Genomic DNA, 17,572 nt, shown 5'->3' on the forward strand with positions numbered 1-17,572 from the left:
GCTTGTTCGGGGCCGCTGCCCTCAAGCCCTGTATTCCGCGGACTTGAAGCTGAGATGCTTCACGCCCTCCGGCGCATCCGCGAGCTTCCGGATGTTCGCCCAGGTCTGCTTGTAGTTCGGGATGATGAATTCATTCACCCCGGGCGAGACCACGTTCCCCTGCACGCCGTTCGCCTGGGCGAAGAGCATGAACGTTTGCTTCGGCTTGGCGGTCGGCGTCGGATAGACCATGGCCTGGGTCGAGCCGTTGTCGTTGTAGACCTCGACCAGATCGCCTTGCTTGAGCCGCAGCTCGTCCATGTCTTGCGGGCTCATCTGGAGGTAGGGATAAGGCATCCGATCCGTGACGAACTCGTTGTCCTGGTCGAGATAGGAGCTCTGCCAGGTGACGTTTGCGCGGCCGTTGTTGATGAGGAACGGGAATTTCTTCATCTCGGCCTCCTTGCCGGGCGCCTGCAAGCCGCGCCACTGCGTCTCTATGAACTTGGCTTTGCCATCCTTGCTGTTGAACTTGCCGTCGGCATAGAGCCGCTTGGTGCCGAGGATCCGCTCGGTGCCGCTCGATGCGGGCGAAACCGTCGCTGACGTTGCTGCCCCTTTTTTCTGAACCGGCTCCTTTCCGCGAGTTCCTTCGATGGCCGGTCCCTTCAAGACCTCTCCCGTCGTTGCGCCGGTCGACGTGCCAGCGGCGACAGGCCCTGTGGTCTCAAGCCCGACCGCTGGCTCCTGGAAGCCGTTCGTCCCCATGGTGCGCAACCGGGCATAGGTGACGAACTCACCGCCCTTCTCATGCTGATGATAGCCGTCCATGAAGGCGTCTTCTTCGGTCTGCCAGTCGAAGCCCTTGAAGTGGTCGGCAACGTCGGCCTTGCCCTGCTCACGCAGCACCCGTTCCATGTGGTTGGCGATGCGCGCTGCGATCAGGCAATCGGGCATCGCCTGCCCCGGCGGGTCCATGTATTTCTCGGTGAGGCGCATGCGGCGCTCGCCGTTCATCGAGGTAAGATTGGCCTCCCCCGATGTCGCCGCCGGCAGCCAAACGTGGCTCGCCTCGCCGATCTTGGTCGGTACGATGTCGACGTCGACGGCAAAGAGCCCGCCCTCCTTGATCGCGTCGACGATCGCGTTGATCATCGCGGGGCGGTCACCATAGGGCGCCGTCATCATGGCGTCCTTCACCATGTCCGTGCGCTTCTTGTAGGCCTGCTTGAACTTGAACGCGTTCAGCGTCGTCTTGTAGTGGTCGCATCCCCAGATGTGGTGGACACCACCCTTGCCCTCGATCAGGAGTTGGTCGACGTAGGCGGCGGGTCGCCCGACATGCGCATCGGACGGCCGCGAGTAGCCTTCCTGGTGTCCGCCCATACGGACGCAACCACCGCCCGGCCGACCGATATTGCCCGTCGCGAGCGCGACGTTCACCAGGGCGCCATTGGTGCGGTAATTGTTGTTGCCCCAGATCAGGCCCTTCTCATAGGCAAACATCGTTCGCCGACGTGCATTGGCCGCTTTGGGCTGCGCGATCCACTCGGCGGATTTACGGATTTCATCGGCGGTAAGACCTGTAATCGACGCGGCCTCTTCCAGGCTGATCTTGTTGGCGGCCTTCATCTGATCGAAGTTGGTCGTCGAGGCATCGATGAAGGCCTTGTCGAGCCAGCCCTTGTCCGCGATGTAGGTCGTCCACGCGTTGAACAGGGCGAGATCGGTGCCGGAATTGATCGCCAGGTGCATGACGTTGTCTTTGCCGGCTTCGACCTCGCAGGCATTGACCGTCACCGTTCGACGCGGATCGACGATGATGACCTTAGCATGTTCCACCGGCTCGGAGCCAAACTCGGCCTTCTTCTTGTCGAGCGAAGTTCCGCGCAGGTTCGGGACCCAGTGATTCAGGAAGTAGTTGGTCTGGGTCTCGAGGGCGTTGGTGCCAACCGCGACGATCGTATCGGCGAGCTCGGCATCTTCGTAGCAGTTGTTGAGCTCGCCCACGCCCATGTCGCGGGTGGCGTGGACTTCCGAGTTGTACGCCGGCCGATTGTGAATGCGGATATTCTTCACCTTCATGGCGCCGAAGTAGAGCTTGCCGGTGCCCCAGGTGTTCTCATATCCGCCGCCGGCGCCGCCGTGGTCGAACGCCGAGACGAACACGCCATCTTCGCCCATCTCGTTCATGACTGCGACCGTCACGCGGGCGACGAGGTCGAGCGCATCGTCCCAGCTTGTGGGCTGCATCTGCCCATAGCGCCAGACCATGGGATCCGTGAGGCGCTGCAGTTGCGTATTGCGCTGTTGGGAGTAGCTCATCTCCGCCATGCGGGCACCGCGGACCGAGCCCAAGCCCGAATTCACGACGCAGTCTTTGTCGGGCTTGATGACGATGTGCACATCCTGCCCGTTCTGACGAACGATGTTGTACATCGAAGGCGAATACCAGGCGACCGTCTCCGCGCCCTGCTGCTTGCTCAGATCGGCGCCGAACTTGTTCTGATCGGGCCCCGTCCCGCCCTGTTTGCTGGTGGACCAGGTGTATGCCTTGTAGCCGCATCCGACGATGCAATAGTGGCACGTTACGTTGGATTCCTTGGCGTCCGCGGGGATGATCGGGAGCCGGTCGATTTGACGTTTGTAGGCCATGGTCGTTCCTCCCCCTTAGAGCACGTTGGAAAGGCGGCCGTAGAGCAGTTCGTCCACGCCTTCGGCGTAGATGTCGCCCTTGTCATCGACGCGCAGCACGTATTGCGGGAGATTCTGCGTGGCCTGGCCCCAGATCTGCTGGCCACCCGCCTCGCAGTCGAAGCGGGAATAATGACCGGGACAGTTCATGGTCCGATCAGCCGCGCTGTAATTGAGGCTGAAGCCCTTGTGCGGGCAGATCGTCGTGAAGCCGACGACGTCACCCTCGGCGCCGACCCCGCCCGGCACCTGTTTGCCGAGTTTCAGAAGCACGCCGGGAGCGTTGGCGTCCGGATAGGAAACGTTCAGCGGCTCGTTGAGCTTGAGATCCTCGACGTTGGCCAGGCGGTTGACGGGATAGTCCACCCGTGCGGCTGCCGGCGCGGCTTGGGTTGACGAAGGTGTTATTGAGCTGACGGCAACGCCGGCAGCGGCAAGACCCGCCCCGCTCATGAAGCGACGGCGGCCGACATCGACCATACGATCGCAACGCGACATGGTGAATGCTCCTCGGGTTCGCCAGTACGCCTACTGGCGGGTGTTTCCTCGAGATCGGCCCGGTACGCCTACCGGCCGGAGCGCTCTTTATTCTGTCGCATGCCCGTCACATCGAAGGGCTACGATGTGTCGAGACGTCTCGACATATTCAATAGTCGAAACGTGCTGGCTTGTCACCTGCTCCGTGGGTTAAAGATGACGCACCTAGACGACTCGCGCGGAGACTACGGAATGCGGAAATCGATGCTGGCGGTCGCCAGCCACGCCAGCATGAGGTCGGCCGAAGGGAGCCTGACGGACCCTCACGCGATCTCCGCTCTTGCCGCACTCGCCCAGCCGACGCGGCTGGCGATCTTCCGGCTTCTGGTGAAGCACGAACCGGTCGGCATCACCGCCGGTGTAATCGCGGACACGATCGGCGCGCCGCACAATACCCTCTCGAGCCACCTCGCCATTCTGGTGCGGGCCGGCCTTTTGCGCTCGTCCCGCGAAGGCCGCACGATCATCTACCGCTCTGACGTCGACGGCATGCGGTCCCTGATCGCCTTCCTGGTCAACAACTGCTGCGACGGCCATCCCGAGCTCTGCAACCTCGTCGCTGCGGACGCCGTGGCCTGCTGCGCGCCGGCGAAGACGAAGCCGGCGAAGAAGGCGATCAAGCGGAAGGGCTGATCCCGTGACCTGGACGCTCTGGGGACTGGCGGTCCGACGCTCGCAGGGCTTTTCGGCGTCATGCGGCCGCCGGTGCGGCGCACGAACAGCGCTAAGCCCCTTGAAGACACATATGAACGTTTCATGAGGCGCTAATTGCCGCCGATGGCCGCTCCGGCTCCAGCGCTTCCTGCTCCAAATGACGCACATCCGATCCGAACGCCAGCCATTCGGCCAGTTCGCGGACCGCGCTGTCGGATCTCGCGATCGAGGTCAAACTCGGGTCCGCCGCGGCCGGTTGACCGTAGTCTTCCGCCAGTTCCCTGCTCATCAGGTGTGGCCGTGGCCTGCGGGGCAGCTTTTCCTCCAGGTACCGGAAGATACGCAGACCGCCGGCGTCGATGTCACCCCAGTGAAGGAACGGCACGTCCACTGGCACTGCCGTCAGGACCTTCGACAGAAGCTCGACTACCCCGGCCGCCGGAAATCCACCGGTGTAGACGACCAGGCCGCCGTCCTCGATCTCGCGAACCTGCCGATTGAAGCTTGCGTAGTTCTCGATCGTCAGGACCGACGTCGGCCGCTCCAAGACCGACAGTTGCGAGAGCATCTCCGGATGAATGGAGGTGAACGGCTTGGCGCGGCCGTCGGTTAGACGGCCGCTGGCGTGCTCCACGGTAACGGGTCCCCTGAGGTGAACAGGGTGGCTGAAACGCTCCAGCCCGATGTGCGCCCAGACCACATCCGCCGCCGCGTCGGGCTGTCCGATCCGGACGCCGAGAACGGCGGCGAGCCGCGAAGCGTGCCGATCGAAGGCCTTCGTGTCGCTCGTTGCCTTTTGGGAGAAGGTTCGCGCGTCCAGTCCCCGGGCCTCCTGCCGCGAGATGGACCCCAACAGCGTGAAGAACTCCTTGGCGGCATCGGCCTGGGCGGCCGTCAGGCGATAGGCGGCCTCGCCGCGCGCCCACCTGGCTGTCATCTCGTCCAATAGGCTGGCAACCCATGGTTCTCCGGTCGCTGCAACCGGAAGCAATTCGTCCCTGACGCGCTGCGCGACCGCCGGCGCGGTCTGGCGACCAAGGTGACTGGCGAGCAATTCCAGGTTCAGGACACGGACCCGCTCGATCAGGTGGCTCCGGTCCCTCTTGCCCTGTTGCACTTCGACGGCGCCGAACCTCTCCGCCGCCGCCATCTGATCGTGGAAGCGGCTCACCTGCTGCGCGGTCGAGAGCCTGTCGTACTCGGGAGCCGCGGAAGCCGGTCGGGAGCGATCGGGGTTGCGCTCGCTCCGCTCCAGCAGCCGTTCGAGAAACTCGACGCCGACATCCACCGTGCGAAGATCGGTCATTCCGCGGCCTGGTCTTGTGGGACGGCTTCATCCTTCTCGGCGGCGATCAGCTCGGCTTTGAACACATCGAAGCCTTTGCGGTATGGATCGATCGCAACGATCGCGTCGCGGGCCTTCTCCGTCAGGAACTCGGTGTCGATCATCACCTGGTTGCCGAGCCGGTTCACGTTCACGACGGTGTCGACCACTTCCATGAACACGTGCCGCTTTTCGTCGGGGGTGGCCAGCATGACTTGCAGCCCCAGATCCCGCATGAATTCCGAGCACTGTCCGATCGCCTTCGTGTCCAGTCGGTTGAAGGCCTCGTCGAAGATGGCGAGCGACAGTCCGCTCTCGCCGGTGCGACGGTTCTGGTAGGTGGCGGCCAGCGAGGCGCCGATGGCGATGTAGAACGGCAATTGCCCTTCGCCTCCGGATCCCGTGCCCGCGCGGCTCGTCAGCGACGAGCGAATCTTGCCCTCGGCGTCCTGGATGTAGAGCTCGAAATTGAAATATTTGCGCGGATCCTCGATCTCCTCGGTCCGCGCATCCGGATTGGACAGGATCTCCTCGATCTGGCGGACGGCGCGCATCATGGGGGATTTCGCGTCGTCGCTGCGATCCCCGAAGAGCGGCAGATTGAACTCCGGCTTCCTGGACTCCTCGACGAGCTCGATCATGTCGACATGGGTCGGAGCTTCCAACGCCCTGAACGAGTAGTAGTCGCGCCCATGGAACTGACGATCCTTCAGGTGGCGGTTGAGCTCGTTCAGGGTGGACTTGATGCCGGTGAAGGCATCGTCGAGGCGATGAAGAAGATCGTCGCGGAACGCCGACGTCATCTCGGTCGCGGCGTTACGGCATTGCTCCTCGTACTGGACCAGCTCGTGCGCATCGAGGCGTTCCTTCTCGGCCGTCGCCCATTGCCCCACGGCCGCTGGCGTTCCTTCCTCCGCGGTGAACGGCGGCACGACGTGGAAGTCCTGACCGTGCTTGTTCATCGCATTGGTCATCTCGCGCATGAGCGTGGAGCGGCGAGTCGTGGACCGGGCCTCCATATCCGCGGTGAGGCCCGTGATACGATCCGGCATCGACTCGGTGGTCATCTCGGCCACCTTCGTCCGATAATCGCGCATGTCCGTCGACTGTGGGAATCCGTCCCGCATCTGACGCGCGCGGGCGCGCCGTGCCGCGGCCAAGACGTCGCGGTTCTTTTGCATGTAATCGTCGTACGCGCCCTCGGCACGATGCCGCGCGCTTTGCGCAAGATTGAAGGATTGTTGCGTCTCTGACTTCACCCGACCGGCCGTCTTGAGCTCGATGCCGAGGCGCTGCAGTTCGGCGACAAGCTTTGGATCGCGATTCCGCCTGGCATCCTCGATGTTCTTCCCGATCTCATCGAGCTTCCGATCGAAGGCAACCAGAGATGCGCCGCTGTCGAGGCATGTCAGGCCGGCCTCCCGCATCGACCGGAATTGCGCGAACATACCCTCAAACAAACGGGCGTCTTCTTCCGCACGCCGCACTCCGCCGGCCGATTCGGCAAGCTCCTGCAGCAACTGCTGTCGTTCGGCTTGAAGCTGCTGGCGCATCTGGTCCTGCGTGGCGCGACCGAGTTTCAGGTACCGCGGCTTCTGCAGCCGCCGGACCGTGCGCCCGCCTTGCATCATCAAGTCCGGGGTAATGGCGTTCTCCGCAGCCACCATCCTGTCCATCTCCTCGACCAACATGAGGTGACCGATGCGATAGTTGAGGAAGGCCCTGGCGTGACGGTTTTCCGTGGTGATGATCTGCGCCAAGGAGCCTTTTTCGGCCGGTCGGGTGTTGTCCGTCTTGGTCGTATTGATGACCTCGGCGTCCCTGTACGAATGCTCTCCGCCTTCCCGGAAAATCTCGAGCGCGCGCACCGCCCTCGATGGCTCGACGATCAAGGCTTCGCGAGAGCGACCGAGCACGGCCTCGGCCGCCATCCGCCATTTATCGTCGCGAATCTCGACGACTTCACACAGCGGGGTGGCTTCGATGCCATACGAGGCGAGCTGCCTGATCAGATCCCGGGTGCCGCCCTCGATGGGGCTTAACCCTTGTTCCATCCGCTTCAAGTTGCTGTCGATCAACTCGATGCGGTCCTGCAGGGCCTTGGTCGCTACTCGCGCGTGGAAATGGGCATCCGAAAACGTCTTTCGAGCCGCCTCGAGCCGTTCCGGATCGATAGCCACGAGGGCCGCGTCCAGGTACGAGGCGCTGTCCTTCCAGTCTTCGGGCGGCGGCTTGTCCCACTCTGAAAGTGGGGCGCGCCCCCGAGCAACGACGACTGCACTCAGCAGCGCATGCAAGAGGTCGTCGCGCCGAACCAGAAGGTTCAACTCGACCGCCTTCCTGATCGAAGAGATGAGCCCCTCGATCTCCTTGACGGGCGCCATGGCATTGGCGCGCTGCCCCAAGGTCAAGTTCCTATCGGACTCGTACATCTGGGCGAGCTGTTCGCCGTCGCTCGTTTTGATCGATAGCTCGACGGTCTTGTGATCGGCATCGAGCGTTGCGTGCCGGGCTGCAGCTGCCGTCGCTTCGACCTCGGCCCTACTCGCCGCACTACGAAGCTGCGCGAGAGCCTCTTCCTGCCGCCTCGCCTCTCGGCGAAACTTCTCCCACTCCAGGCGGACGATCTGCCATCCCGTAATGGTGATGACCCGTTCGTTTTCGAGGGCGCGGCCGACGATGCGGAGGATCCCGGCAAGGCTCGCGCTTTGCGACTTCAACTCCTCGATGCGGCGGGTCAAAGAACGCCAATGCTCGATGCCGCGCCGAAGCCTGTCGACCTGGAGAGGCTGGACATCCAGAACGTAGTTCCGTACGAACTCGGTCGGATTGTCCACTGGCTTCAGCAGCAGGGCGTTGCGGAATGCCCTCTGGAAGCGCCTCGGATCGAGTGGGAAACCCGCTGGCGACAAGGCCCTGAGCGATTCCGCCACGAAGTCAGTCGCGCTCGAGAACGCGTCGTCGACTTCGATTTTCCGGGCGCGCAACGCGTTGCGCACGGCATGCCACTGCAGCGTCTCGACCTCGTCATCGCCGACCGAAACGAGAATGTCGTCCTTGGTGAGCGCTCCCTTGGCGATGAAGCGCGCCTCGCATGACTCCTCGCTTCGCGATGCCGATGCCGCAAACGCCACGCCGAGGCTCACCGCCGAGCCGTCGGCCAGGTCCTCGAAGACCAGGATGACGTAGGTGTAGGCATGCTGTCGCGTAGGCTCCGACCGTTCGCCTTTCTCGTCGAGCGAGACCACGCCGAGGCAGTAGTCGCGCAATGTCCGCTTGCTCCTGACGTTGCTCTGGGCGCTCGGATTGAACCGGATGCTGGCCATGCTGGCGCCTGAAAGGACGGTCTGCACGGCGTCGATGATCGCCGATTTCCCCGCCCCGTTTGGACCGATGATCGCGGTCATGCCGCGCATGTCGACCTGTTGCGCCCGGAACAGATACCAGTCGACCAGAATGATGCGACGAAGTTCGATCACGCCTGCACCTCGGTCGCGGCGTCGGTTTTTGCTGTCGCTGCCGTGGAGCGCGACACGAACTCCTCAAGCGATCCGAGCGTGTCCTTGGAGACCACAATCGGCAACGCCGGTCGCAGGAACAGCGTGAAGTTCCTGTCGTCCCGATCCTCGATCCGCACTAGGCCACGCTGCCTGAAGCCGGCCAGGATTTCCTTGACCCGCCCGAAGTTCGGCCGCTCCCGATGGGTCCGATCTTCGTAGATCTGCAGGATCTGCTCGCTCTCGACCTCCACCTCGCCGAATTCCTTGGCCTCGAACCGCGTGAAGGCTTCCTCGTAGTGGAGCCGCAGCACCAGCAGGAGCAGGCTCTCGTCGAGCTTCATGCTCTGACGCGGAGGCAGTTCGTTCGCCACCAGGCCGACGTAACCGTCGTTCGGCCTGCCCACGACTCGGTAGCCGAGCGCGTCGAAAAGGTTCTCGAAGTAGCCCGTGTGGCGGCGGAGCGCCTCGTAGGAGTTCTTCATGCCCCAGTCGTTCTCGTAGATGAACTGGGCGCGCCAGAGCGCCTGGGCAGCTTGGCGCAGCTCCTTCTGCAGCTGGTCGCCGTCGTGTCCCTCGGAGTCCGCGTCGTCGATGAGTTTGGAAAGATCACGCAGCATCGGCCGTGGCCCTCGTTCTCTCGATCCGGAAGGCGGTCACGTCGATCCAGTCGTTGGCGGTGCGGCCCTCCTCGAGCGTGATCGTGAATTCGCCTAACTTAACCGAGCGGCCGACCGCCGCCAGGTTCGGCAGGGCCCGGTAGGCGAAGAGATCCGGGATGCTCTCGATCTCAATCTCGGCAGATGACACGGCGTCGCGGCCCTGCATCTGCCGACGAGCGAACTCGAGCAGCTTCTGGTCCGACACGCGCACCATCCGGTCGAACTCGGTCGTGGCCTGGACATACGCGCGCAAATAGGGATCCTGCTTCGGCACCTTGAAGCGCGTCCGCTCGGGCGGAGCCTTCGGCGGCGGAGGGGTGTACAGGGCGAGCGACGTGATCGGCAGGCCGACATCCGGCGACCTCAGCCGGATCTCGACCTCGTCGCTGCCGATCTTCGAGATCTGCTCGATCAGCCGGACGATCCGCTCGGCGGAGCCTTCTCCCATGACGTCCATGTAGTGGACGGTGGTGCGGATGCGGCGTTCGAGGCGATCCCTGAAATCCTCGATCTTGTCCATGAAGGGGCCGACGTCCTCGAACACGCTCTTGATTTTCTCGAGCTCCGCGACGACTCGTTCCTCGGCAGTAGCGATCGTGGCGCCCGCGGCCATGACACCCTGTTCGATGTACGCCCGCGCGATCTTGCCGAGGCGCTCGGTGTCCGCAAGCATGTCGCCCGCGAGCGATGCTATCGTGCGGCGGTGGCGGTAGGGATTGTTTGACGTTTTGAGCTGCTTGTAGTCGGCGATCAGCAGCCCGTCGACGAAGTCCTGGAAGAACGTGCGAAGGATGGCCGCCGCGTTCGGATTGCCCAGAATGCGGTCCTCAATCTCACGCATACCGGCAAGGATGCGGCGCATGCTGCGAGCGAACCGCAAAGCCGTGTCGTGCGCGTTGGCGAGGCCTTGGGCCATCGTCTCCGGCTCGCGGAACGCAGCTTCCAGGTTGTTCTTGACATCCACCACGGCGCCGGCGACGCGCACGCGGCTATTACCGAAGTCGGTGATCGCGCCCAGGACCATGAACGCGTCCGGGTTCATGTCGACATAGGTGCGCCATTTCTCGGTCTCTTCCGCGAGCCAGCCAGTGTCACGCAATCTGTAGTAGGCGAGGTAGTGGGCCTGGCTCGTGGTCTGATCTTCTTCAGGATCGCCCTCGGAAAGCTCCCCCATCGACCCGATGCCGAACTCGGAGAGACCGATCTCGATCTGCTTCACGACCTCCTCCCTGAGCGGCGTCTCAAGGATGCGGGCCGAATAAATCCTCTCGTAGAGGCGCATCAGGAGGCGGGCATAGACGTGCTTCTTCGGCCCCGACAGAGGCTTGAAAAGGGTCTCCGGAAGATAACCAAAAAGCTTCATCTATCGGTCCTTCAGCCAATGGATTGAACCGTCGCGCTCCTTCAACCGCAAGGAAAAACATTGGAGTTTCAGGGCGTTCTCCTTGCTTTCCTCCGCTTCAGAAACTCCCTCGCAGCCTGCTCCATAATATCCCAGGCGGCCCGATGCTCGTCGATGCCCACCTGCTTGATGTCGGCGATGACGTCCTTGTCCATCATCGCGATGAACGTAACCCGGTCCCCGATCGGGGTTCGTTTGCCCCTTTTCGGCGCCTTCTTCTTTCCGACCATCGACCCATCCGCTGCGAGAAACCCCTCGTTAACCATACGAGGCCCTACAGCAGGACGCCAGCGTTTGCGCCCTTTCTTATATAAGATGTTTTCCATTCTTATATAAGAATGAGCCGCTAACCGCTTGACTCGAGCTGACCTTCCTGCTCTTAATGTTCTTGTTTGATTCTCATTCGTGGTCAGTCGCGATGTCTAGCGTGCTGCAAGATTGGAGGCTGGAGCTCATCGGGGCCCATCCCGACCTCTTCCGCCCGTCGGCGGGCACCGGTGACGGGGCGGAGGGCCTTCCGGAGTGCGGACCCGGCTGGCGCGATCTCATTGACCGGTATTGGACCGGCCGTCGTTCTCCGGAATCGAGCGCGCTCGTCGACGAGGCGATCGACCTGGCCGAGGCCCGCAGCGTTTGCAGCTGCGAGATTTGCGGCGAGGCTGGCGTCCTGCGCACCGGCGGCTGGCTGACGACCCGCTGCGACTTGCACGCCGAGGAGCGCGCCCCCGCCGAGGTCCGCCCCGGATTCGAAAACGTCCACATCCTCCGCTACGGCTTGGGCGCGCAGCGCCAAATCACCGGCCGTCGCTACGACCGCGAGACCGACGCGTTCGTGGATGTCGATGCCGCCTCCCTCGAAATCGAGGAGGACTGACCACGCGCTTGTGGGTCATGTCCGACATCCATGCCGAGCTCACGCGGGGCTGGAACCTGCCGTCCGGCGCTGCCCGTCCGGATTACGACGTTCTGATCGTCGCCGGCGACCTTAGATGACCTCAAGGCAGAGGTAGCGCGCCTGTGCAAACAGCAACCAGGCAACAATAACCCAACGTGCAAGGACGCGGTTCGCTAGCGGCTTCTATTAGCCAGTCCCCATCCTTGGCGATACGTCAACCGATCGAATGCTCGAGCCTCGTTGGCCGCACACCGTGCATGTAAAGCGCGGCTCGAGATCAGACAGACGCATTACGTCCGGCCACCTCGCCGCATCCATCGTAACGTTGTGAGAACAGCGGTAGTCTTTGCAGAACACGATGATGCGCGTCGCGCCGGTTTCACGCATCTCGCCGAACGTGATTTGGCGGGATAGTCTCGCATGGGCTGAATTACAGCGCGCTGCTGGTGCAGGCCGCAATAGCACGACAAATTGCGTATTAGCGCTCACTCCAACGCAAGGCGTCGGTCAAGATCGCGCAGCCCAAAGACCTCTCTTATACCCGTTCAAGCGCGGCCACCTTGTGGCATGGGAACGAATATCTCCGCGTTGACCCCGCCGCAAGAAAGTGAATGCGCATCGTTGGAACCCTGTCACAAGAACAATTGTTGTCTTGATGCACCGGCGGAGGCCGCGGAAGTGGCAGACGAACTTGAATATTCGGGTCACCGGCTAGTGGTCGTCGAGCAACCCGGCGGCGGATCCCTGGTTGAGATCGCGCCTCTCGACCGCAGCGGCCAAATCATTAGGACCATGACCTATCAAAGTTCGCGAGAAGCGATTGCCGCAGCAAAGAGGACCATTGACGAGCACTCCGGAGACAGACGCGCCTCGTAGGCGATAACCCTGGCCGATGCCGCCCTATACCGACGGCAGCGGGCCCGATCTGGAGGGGCGCCCGGGCTGCTTTCCAGGCAGCTTGGGAGCGTTCTATTCCGACCTGAGTCCGAAAAGCATCGAATTCCGGCACCATACCCAGGACGTGGCTAAGGGGCGGTTTGGCCGATCTGAGGAACGCTCACTGGCCTCGATTGTTGAGCAGCCATTATGGCGCCAACCGTCACTGTTCATTTTACCTGTCCCGGCTGCGGCATCGTCTATTCGGCGATCCAGGAACGCAGTGCAACCCATACGAATAGTTCCGGCACGTTCGATTGTCGGCAATGCGGAGAGCTTGTTCACCACTGGGCTGGGCTCTACGACTATAACGAATGGAGAATCGATGCTCTGCCCACAAAGCAACCTAAGATGAGAAATGAAAGACGTCGGTGACCGCCCCTACTCGGCCCCGAGAAAGCAGCCCGCAGGCTCATGGAGCACGCGCGAGCGTTCCAGCCGATCCAGGATGGCCGGATCTACATCGAGAAGATCAACTATCCGATGCTCTACCGGGACAAGGCGACGCCGGCTGAGTAATGGGCCAGCTTGGAGTACGCCAAGGATCAGGGCTGGCTCGAGCACCACGAGAGCGGGACCTACGTGCGGATGACGCAGGCCGGGAAAGACCTGTTCGGCTGACAAGAAACGGCCCCAGCAGTTCAGCCGATCAGCAACAATCCAATGGCGAAAGCGAATGCAATAAACGACGCTCCGGCTAAGCCGAGGAAGCCATAGTCCGACGCGACCAAATGATCCGGCTTGAGCAGCATGGACTTCACCTGCGTCCGAAAAACCGGCCCCAGCGCCCTGGGGAGAGCACTGAGGCCGGTAGGTTAGTCCCACTCCTCGTCGTACCGATCTTAAACCACGTTAATTGCAGGTTGTTCCCGAACGGAAACGGCCCCAGCGCTTGGGAGCACGCTGGGGCCATAGGCTTTCCACTCACACTGTCCAAATGCGGCTTGGTCGGGCTGATGTGCCGCATTCGTCGGACGAACAAGCTTCAGCCACGTTCGTTCCTAGCAGCCATAGAAAAGGCGCCAGCACCTTTGGGGGCCGGCGGGCTAGGAACCATGGAGAAGGCAAAGCGTATAATTTCGCGCTTCTGGTCAGCCAACCGCCCCCCGACTGCCAGAAGAAAACCCGTGTCAGATTCGGGTTGGCGGCCCCCCGGTTGGGGCCGCTTCCAGCGAAGTCGTGATATGACTGTCGCTGGCATCGTACATGTTATTTGCGGAGCTATTTTCACAGGTGGTGATTGCAATGGAATTTATTGGACGCCCGATGCGAGGCCGTTTCCTCGTTCGGCAAGGTGGCAATGGTTGGATGGTCTACGACAGCGAGCTCAAAGGACCAGCTCAGATAGAAAAGAACGGGGCATTCGCCGAGAAGCTCACAAAAGAACAGGCTGAGGTTCTCGCGGGGCGCCTGGCGACACGCAAACCGGTGACCTCTGATCGCTCATAAGAAGGCCCCCAACGCCCTGGGGTAGAGTGCTGAACCCACGGCAGTGGTCCCACTCATCGTACAGCTCGTTCCCGCAACAGAAACGGCCCCAGCGAAACGCTGAGGCCGAGTCGACGGCCCTGGCGAGGTGCCAGCCGGGGCCACCGGCATAACGGGTTATGAATGTGCCCAGAATCTTCGGGGGCAAGAGCCGGGGCACGTTCATTCGTCCAATGCCGCTCTGCCGCGAGCGACGCACAATTAACGACGGTTCGAAAGCGCCGTTCCTAGCGCCGGCGTTCACATCTCACCGCATGAAAAGCCAAGTCATGCTGGCGACGAGGGCCGCAAACGACACCGCCGCAGCGCACACGAAGGCGACTTCCACGCCGTCGAAATGATGGTGATCCATCGGCATGGGGTGGCCTCCTTAGATCGGCGCGCGCGGGCTTGCGGACAGAAGCCACTCCGCCAAATGGGCAGTGGTTTCGTCGTGCCTCGCTCGTCTTAGTAGCGACTCGCGCTCTCGACCTGGGGGGAGTGCCTCAGCCCGTCTGCGTAGCTCTCTGGCTTCCTCGGTAAGGCGTTCTTCAAGGGGGTACATCTGCTTTACTCTGCGCCGTCGCTTCATGGCTCCTCTCTCCAAAGCTGACGTTGCTGCCCCAAAAAGGCAAAATGACCGAAAGAGCGGAAACGTTCCCCGGTGTGGGTGGGCCGAACTCGCAAAACCTGCCACTGATATCTATCTTCCGGGCATGCCGATCACTCGAAGGCCGCTGGAAATCTCGCCCGAGGTCGCCCGGCAACTCGCCGAGAAGATTGCGGGCATTCCACGCCGAGTACCGACCCGCTCAAGCGGGACGAAATCGCCGCGGATACCAGGCACCTGCTCCTAGGGCACATGCCGAAAAGGGCGCGAAGCTTCGACTTGCCGATGTCCTCGAACTGTTCGAACTGATGCGATGACCGAACCAGCATGCATCCTTTGCGACGATACCGGCTGGGTGTGTGAACGACACCCGATCAACCCTGGACCGGCAACCACGCGTGCCGGTGTGGCGGCGCTGGTGCGCCCTGCCCGAAGTGCAACAGACCGAAGCCGGAAGACAGCATCCCAAGGCTGCCACGAGGGTTTCGAAACATGTTCAGCACACGCAATCGCCGAGGCGAGTAAAATTCACCCTTGCTAACACCCTTCGGTTGATTCCGACTCTCCGAAGGATCACCGGAGCTAGACGGCAGTGGCAACCATTGGCGCTGTGACTTTTCTGGTTTTGGTCGGCATTGCGATTGGGGCGTTCGCTGCCGCCCGTTTCAACGAGCGCGCATCTTATCGTCGGCAGATGACTGATAACGCGATGCGATCCATGGGCAATTAGGCCGCCCCTTGCGCACTCCCTCTGGTTGCTGAAGGATAGCTCTCTTTTGGGAGGGCATCGATGTGGTCAGCCCTCAGATTCCCGTTAGATAGCGTGACGTTCAGCGAAGGGCCATCGAAACCGCCCGCTGGTGGCGGAGGCGGCGGTGGCGTAGTCGTCAGCGATTTCACCTCGCATATAAGCAACGATTCCGCAGTGATCTCGACCATATAGATTTCGCCGTCGCGCACGCTCAGATGCCACCTCCGACACAAAACCGTTGGAGAGCGCTTCTGCCGCAGACCATTTTCTGTTTGCGATCATCCAGCCGCGAGCAACCGCTTCGGAAACACCGAGGCGCGATGTCAGGAGCGATGCAGTTTTGTCGTCGCTGGCGTTGAGCGATTCGTTTATCGCGCTACCTTACCGCTCCCCCCCGCCTTTTGTGCGGCCCGCTCATGAGCTTTGTCATAACGTGGGAGAAGCGTCTCGATCTCAGGATATCTTGCGCCGATCCGCGCAACATCAGGCTGGAAATCCAAGAGCCAATTCTCTCTCAGAAGCGCATCGATGGAACGAACCGTCACCTCGTCGGGCCAAATTTCAACGATCTCAGATCGCATAGTAATTCATTACCCTTCACGGAACGCCCATAGGCTCGATCAGCCTCACACGTTTCTCATACTGAGCACGTGGTGGCCAATCAACCGTTCGTCTCTCAGCTGTAGAAGCGGTAGTCGGGCTGTTCGATCTGTCCGAATGGAACATATTTAAGCACCCTTCCGACTTGGCGCGCAGCGCGAATCGGAATGGGCGATGCCTGATCGAACTGCGTTGAGTTCCAGTTCATTTTGGTCAGCGCGAGATACGACGCGCCGGACTGTACTTCTCAGCGATGTAGGCAGCTAGGCGTTCTTGCGCCTCTCGATCTTGGTGCAAAGCATCCCGTGGCGATATGCTCGCCACCGACGGCCGACAGGATCGCAACGCTCGACGAGGTCGTCGGCGGCATGTTGCAGCAGCGCTCGACGCGGCCGAGCTCGCGCCGCAGGTCGGCACCAGCATTTGAATGAGCCCACGGACTTATGCACGCCATCGTGCCCAATGCAGGAGAGACCCCAGCGAGCGCATTCGCTGGGGCCTGCTTCACTATGCATTTGCGCCGCCTTCGGAAATAAGTGACGACCCACTGGATCTAAATAAACCGTGCAATGAAAAGGTATCCCGCCCAGTAACTCTGATAATCAGTGAAACGCCCAGTTCCGAGAATTACAATTGTTATGATTCAGAAAGAACCTCCAATGGTTCTCGATGCGTTCACTAGGTTAGCGCGTCAGCGGTCATGCTCGCGACCAGAACCAAAAAGCTCAGCGCTGTGACCGACGCGAAAGTCCGCTCCACTCCATTCATTTGTTCCACTGCTCTATCCTCCCGATAGAAGGCAGTTTTCGCAGCCCGACCAGGTCGGTGTCATTAGCATCGGTTACAGCCCGGAGAAATTTCTGACCGCTCCCTCAGCGCTCCTCTTCGAGTTGTTTGATCGTTGCGATTGGCCATCGGCCTTCATGTCCCCCAATCCCAATCCGAAGCCCGTGAATGTCGTCTACAAAGACGTGATCAATTGTACCGGCCTTGCCATCGGACAAGATGACGCCCTTGCCAACCAATTCTTTCTCGGAAGCGTGAAGTTCGGACAGAATGTTGAGAGCGTGTTTGCAGCAGTCATAAAACTCGTTCATTTTGCGCGACGCTCTTAATGTTGCAGCGAGGCAGATTCGGTATCTTCCCGGAGCCGGGCTCGAGCCGAGATGGCGGCTTTTAATCACGGCGCTGACGAGCACATCGCTGACAGCAGCAGGCACAATGGTTCGGACCATTCGCTCGTCAGGTCTTTAGCAAAAGTGAATCTCTTCTGTTTTTTCCCGACCACGGCCGCCCGAGCCAAATAAAGGCCTGAGCGCGAGGGGGCGTCGCCGAGGCCGAGGTCGCTTCGTTTCCACACTACCGGATCAAGTCCAGCCGCTTCTAGAAGCGGCAGCATCATGAATCGTTCCGGCTAGAGCCACCGCCGGTACCGCGCAAAGCGCGCGGGGTGTGTAACGCCTCTTTCTTCAGTTCCTGAGTTGCTCGACCCGAGCCGTCGCCTGGACAGCGGGAACGCGGGCTCTTTCTCCGCCCGCGCCAATAAGGCAAAGGAGGCAAAACC

The 17,572-nt window shown here is 61.5% G+C and carries 12 protein-coding genes; 3 read left to right on the forward strand and 9 right to left on the reverse strand.

Annotated features, from left to right (window positions below; translation table 11 throughout):
- Nucleotides 1-21 precede the first annotated feature (21 nt).
- Together RX327_RS33190 and RX327_RS33195 are read right to left on the reverse strand one after the other, a co-directional pair.
- On the reverse strand, nt 22-2,634 hold the full coding sequence (locus RX327_RS33190) for an arsenate reductase (azurin) large subunit (RefSeq protein WP_317248399.1): 2,613 nt from the start codon (nt 2,632-2,634) through the stop codon (nt 22-24).
- Nucleotides 2,635-2,649: 15 nt separating this feature from the next.
- The gene (locus RX327_RS33195) at nt 2,650-3,171 is read right to left on the reverse strand and encodes an arsenate reductase (azurin) small subunit (protein ID WP_283088443.1); all 522 of its coding nucleotides are present in this window, start codon (nt 3,169-3,171) and stop codon (nt 2,650-2,652) included.
- A gap of 231 nt (nt 3,172-3,402) precedes the next feature.
- Here RX327_RS33195 and RX327_RS33200 point away from each other — a divergent pair, with 231 nt between their 5' ends.
- Nucleotides 3,403-3,843: a metalloregulator ArsR/SmtB family transcription factor gene (locus tag RX327_RS33200; RefSeq protein WP_317248400.1), complete on the forward strand. Its 441-nt coding sequence runs from the start codon at nt 3,403-3,405 to the stop codon at nt 3,841-3,843.
- 121 nt (nt 3,844-3,964) lie between these two features.
- Here the strand turns inward: RX327_RS33200 and RX327_RS33205 are convergent, their stop codons facing one another.
- The 5 genes from RX327_RS33205 to RX327_RS33225 all read right to left on the reverse strand — a co-directional run bounded on the left by RX327_RS33205 (nt 3,965) and on the right by RX327_RS33225 (nt 10,979).
- Nucleotides 3,965-5,170: a Wadjet anti-phage system protein JetD domain-containing protein gene (locus RX327_RS33205; protein WP_317248401.1), complete on the reverse strand. Its 1,206-nt coding sequence runs from the start codon at nt 5,168-5,170 to the stop codon at nt 3,965-3,967.
- Nucleotides 5,167-8,667, reverse strand: coding sequence for an SbcC/MukB-like Walker B domain-containing protein (locus tag RX327_RS33210; RefSeq protein ID WP_317248402.1), 3,501 nt, complete (start codon nt 8,665-8,667; stop codon nt 5,167-5,169). The genes RX327_RS33205 and RX327_RS33210 overlap by 4 nt, the downstream gene beginning before the upstream one ends.
- Nucleotides 8,664-9,305: a DUF4194 domain-containing protein gene (locus RX327_RS33215; RefSeq protein ID WP_317248403.1), complete on the reverse strand. Its 642-nt coding sequence runs from the start codon at nt 9,303-9,305 to the stop codon at nt 8,664-8,666. The genes RX327_RS33210 and RX327_RS33215 overlap by 4 nt, the downstream gene beginning before the upstream one ends.
- Nucleotides 9,295-10,566 carry a Wadjet anti-phage system protein JetA family protein gene (locus tag RX327_RS33220; RefSeq protein WP_283088448.1) on the reverse strand — a complete coding sequence of 424 codons (1,272 nt, stop codon included), beginning with the start codon at nt 10,564-10,566 and terminating at the stop codon, nt 9,295-9,297. The genes RX327_RS33215 and RX327_RS33220 overlap by 11 nt, the downstream gene beginning before the upstream one ends.
- 212 nt (nt 10,567-10,778) lie before the next feature.
- Nucleotides 10,779-10,979 carry a hypothetical protein gene (locus RX327_RS33225; protein WP_283088449.1) on the reverse strand — a complete coding sequence of 67 codons (201 nt, stop codon included), beginning with the start codon at nt 10,977-10,979 and terminating at the stop codon, nt 10,779-10,781.
- 188 nt (nt 10,980-11,167) lie between these two features.
- Here RX327_RS33225 and RX327_RS33230 point away from each other — a divergent pair, with 188 nt between their 5' ends.
- Together RX327_RS33230 and RX327_RS33235 are read left to right on the forward strand one after the other, a co-directional pair.
- Nucleotides 11,168-11,623, forward strand: coding sequence for a hypothetical protein (locus RX327_RS33230; RefSeq protein ID WP_317248404.1), 456 nt, complete (start codon nt 11,168-11,170; stop codon nt 11,621-11,623).
- Between the two features lie 2,163 nt (nt 11,624-13,786).
- Nucleotides 13,787-14,029, forward strand: coding sequence for a hypothetical protein (locus RX327_RS33235; protein WP_317248405.1), 243 nt, complete (start codon nt 13,787-13,789; stop codon nt 14,027-14,029).
- Between the two features lie 2,851 nt (nt 14,030-16,880).
- On the opposite strand, the gene RX327_RS33240 is transcribed toward RX327_RS33235, so the two are convergent.
- Together RX327_RS33240 and RX327_RS33245 are read right to left on the reverse strand one after the other, a co-directional pair.
- Entirely contained in the window at nt 16,881-17,105 is a 225-nt protein-coding gene (locus RX327_RS33240; protein WP_283088454.1) for a PRC-barrel domain containing protein, read from the reverse strand.
- Nucleotides 17,106-17,188: 83 nt separating this feature from the next.
- Nucleotides 17,189-17,410, reverse strand: coding sequence for a hypothetical protein (locus tag RX327_RS33245; protein WP_283088455.1), 222 nt, complete (start codon nt 17,408-17,410; stop codon nt 17,189-17,191).
- Nucleotides 17,411-17,572 lie beyond the last annotated feature (162 nt).

The organism is Bradyrhizobium sp. BEA-2-5, from assembly GCF_032918025.1.
Classification (GTDB): Bacteria; Pseudomonadota; Alphaproteobacteria; order Rhizobiales; family Xanthobacteraceae; genus Bradyrhizobium; species Bradyrhizobium pachyrhizi.

Excerpts from the sequence above, each read along its gene's own strand:
- RX327_RS33205 (WP_317248401.1), bottom strand. The coding sequence starts at position 5,170 with ATGACCGATCTTCGCACGGTGGATGTCGGCGTCGAGTTTCTCGAACGG.
- RX327_RS33195 (WP_283088443.1), bottom strand. The coding sequence starts at position 3,171 with ATGTCGCGTTGCGATCGTATGGTCGATGTCGGCCGCCGTCGCTTCATG.
- RX327_RS33245 (WP_283088455.1), bottom strand. The coding sequence starts at position 17,410 with ATGATGCTGCCGCTTCTAGAAGCGGCTGGACTTGATCCGGTAGTGTGG.
- RX327_RS33215 (WP_317248403.1), bottom strand. The coding sequence starts at position 9,305 with ATGCTGCGTGATCTTTCCAAACTCATCGACGACGCGGACTCCGAGGGA.
- RX327_RS33240 (WP_283088454.1), bottom strand. The coding sequence starts at position 17,105 with ATGAACGAGTTTTATGACTGCTGCAAACACGCTCTCAACATTCTGTCC.
- RX327_RS33225 (WP_283088449.1), bottom strand. The coding sequence starts at position 10,979 with ATGGTCGGAAAGAAGAAGGCGCCGAAAAGGGGCAAACGAACCCCGATC.
- RX327_RS33235 (WP_317248405.1), top strand. The coding sequence starts at position 13,787 with ATGTTATTTGCGGAGCTATTTTCACAGGTGGTGATTGCAATGGAATTT.
- RX327_RS33190 (WP_317248399.1), bottom strand. The coding sequence starts at position 2,634 with ATGGCCTACAAACGTCAAATCGACCGGCTCCCGATCATCCCCGCGGAC.
- RX327_RS33230 (WP_317248404.1), top strand. The coding sequence starts at position 11,168 with ATGTCTAGCGTGCTGCAAGATTGGAGGCTGGAGCTCATCGGGGCCCAT.
- RX327_RS33200 (WP_317248400.1), top strand. The coding sequence starts at position 3,403 with ATGCGGAAATCGATGCTGGCGGTCGCCAGCCACGCCAGCATGAGGTCG.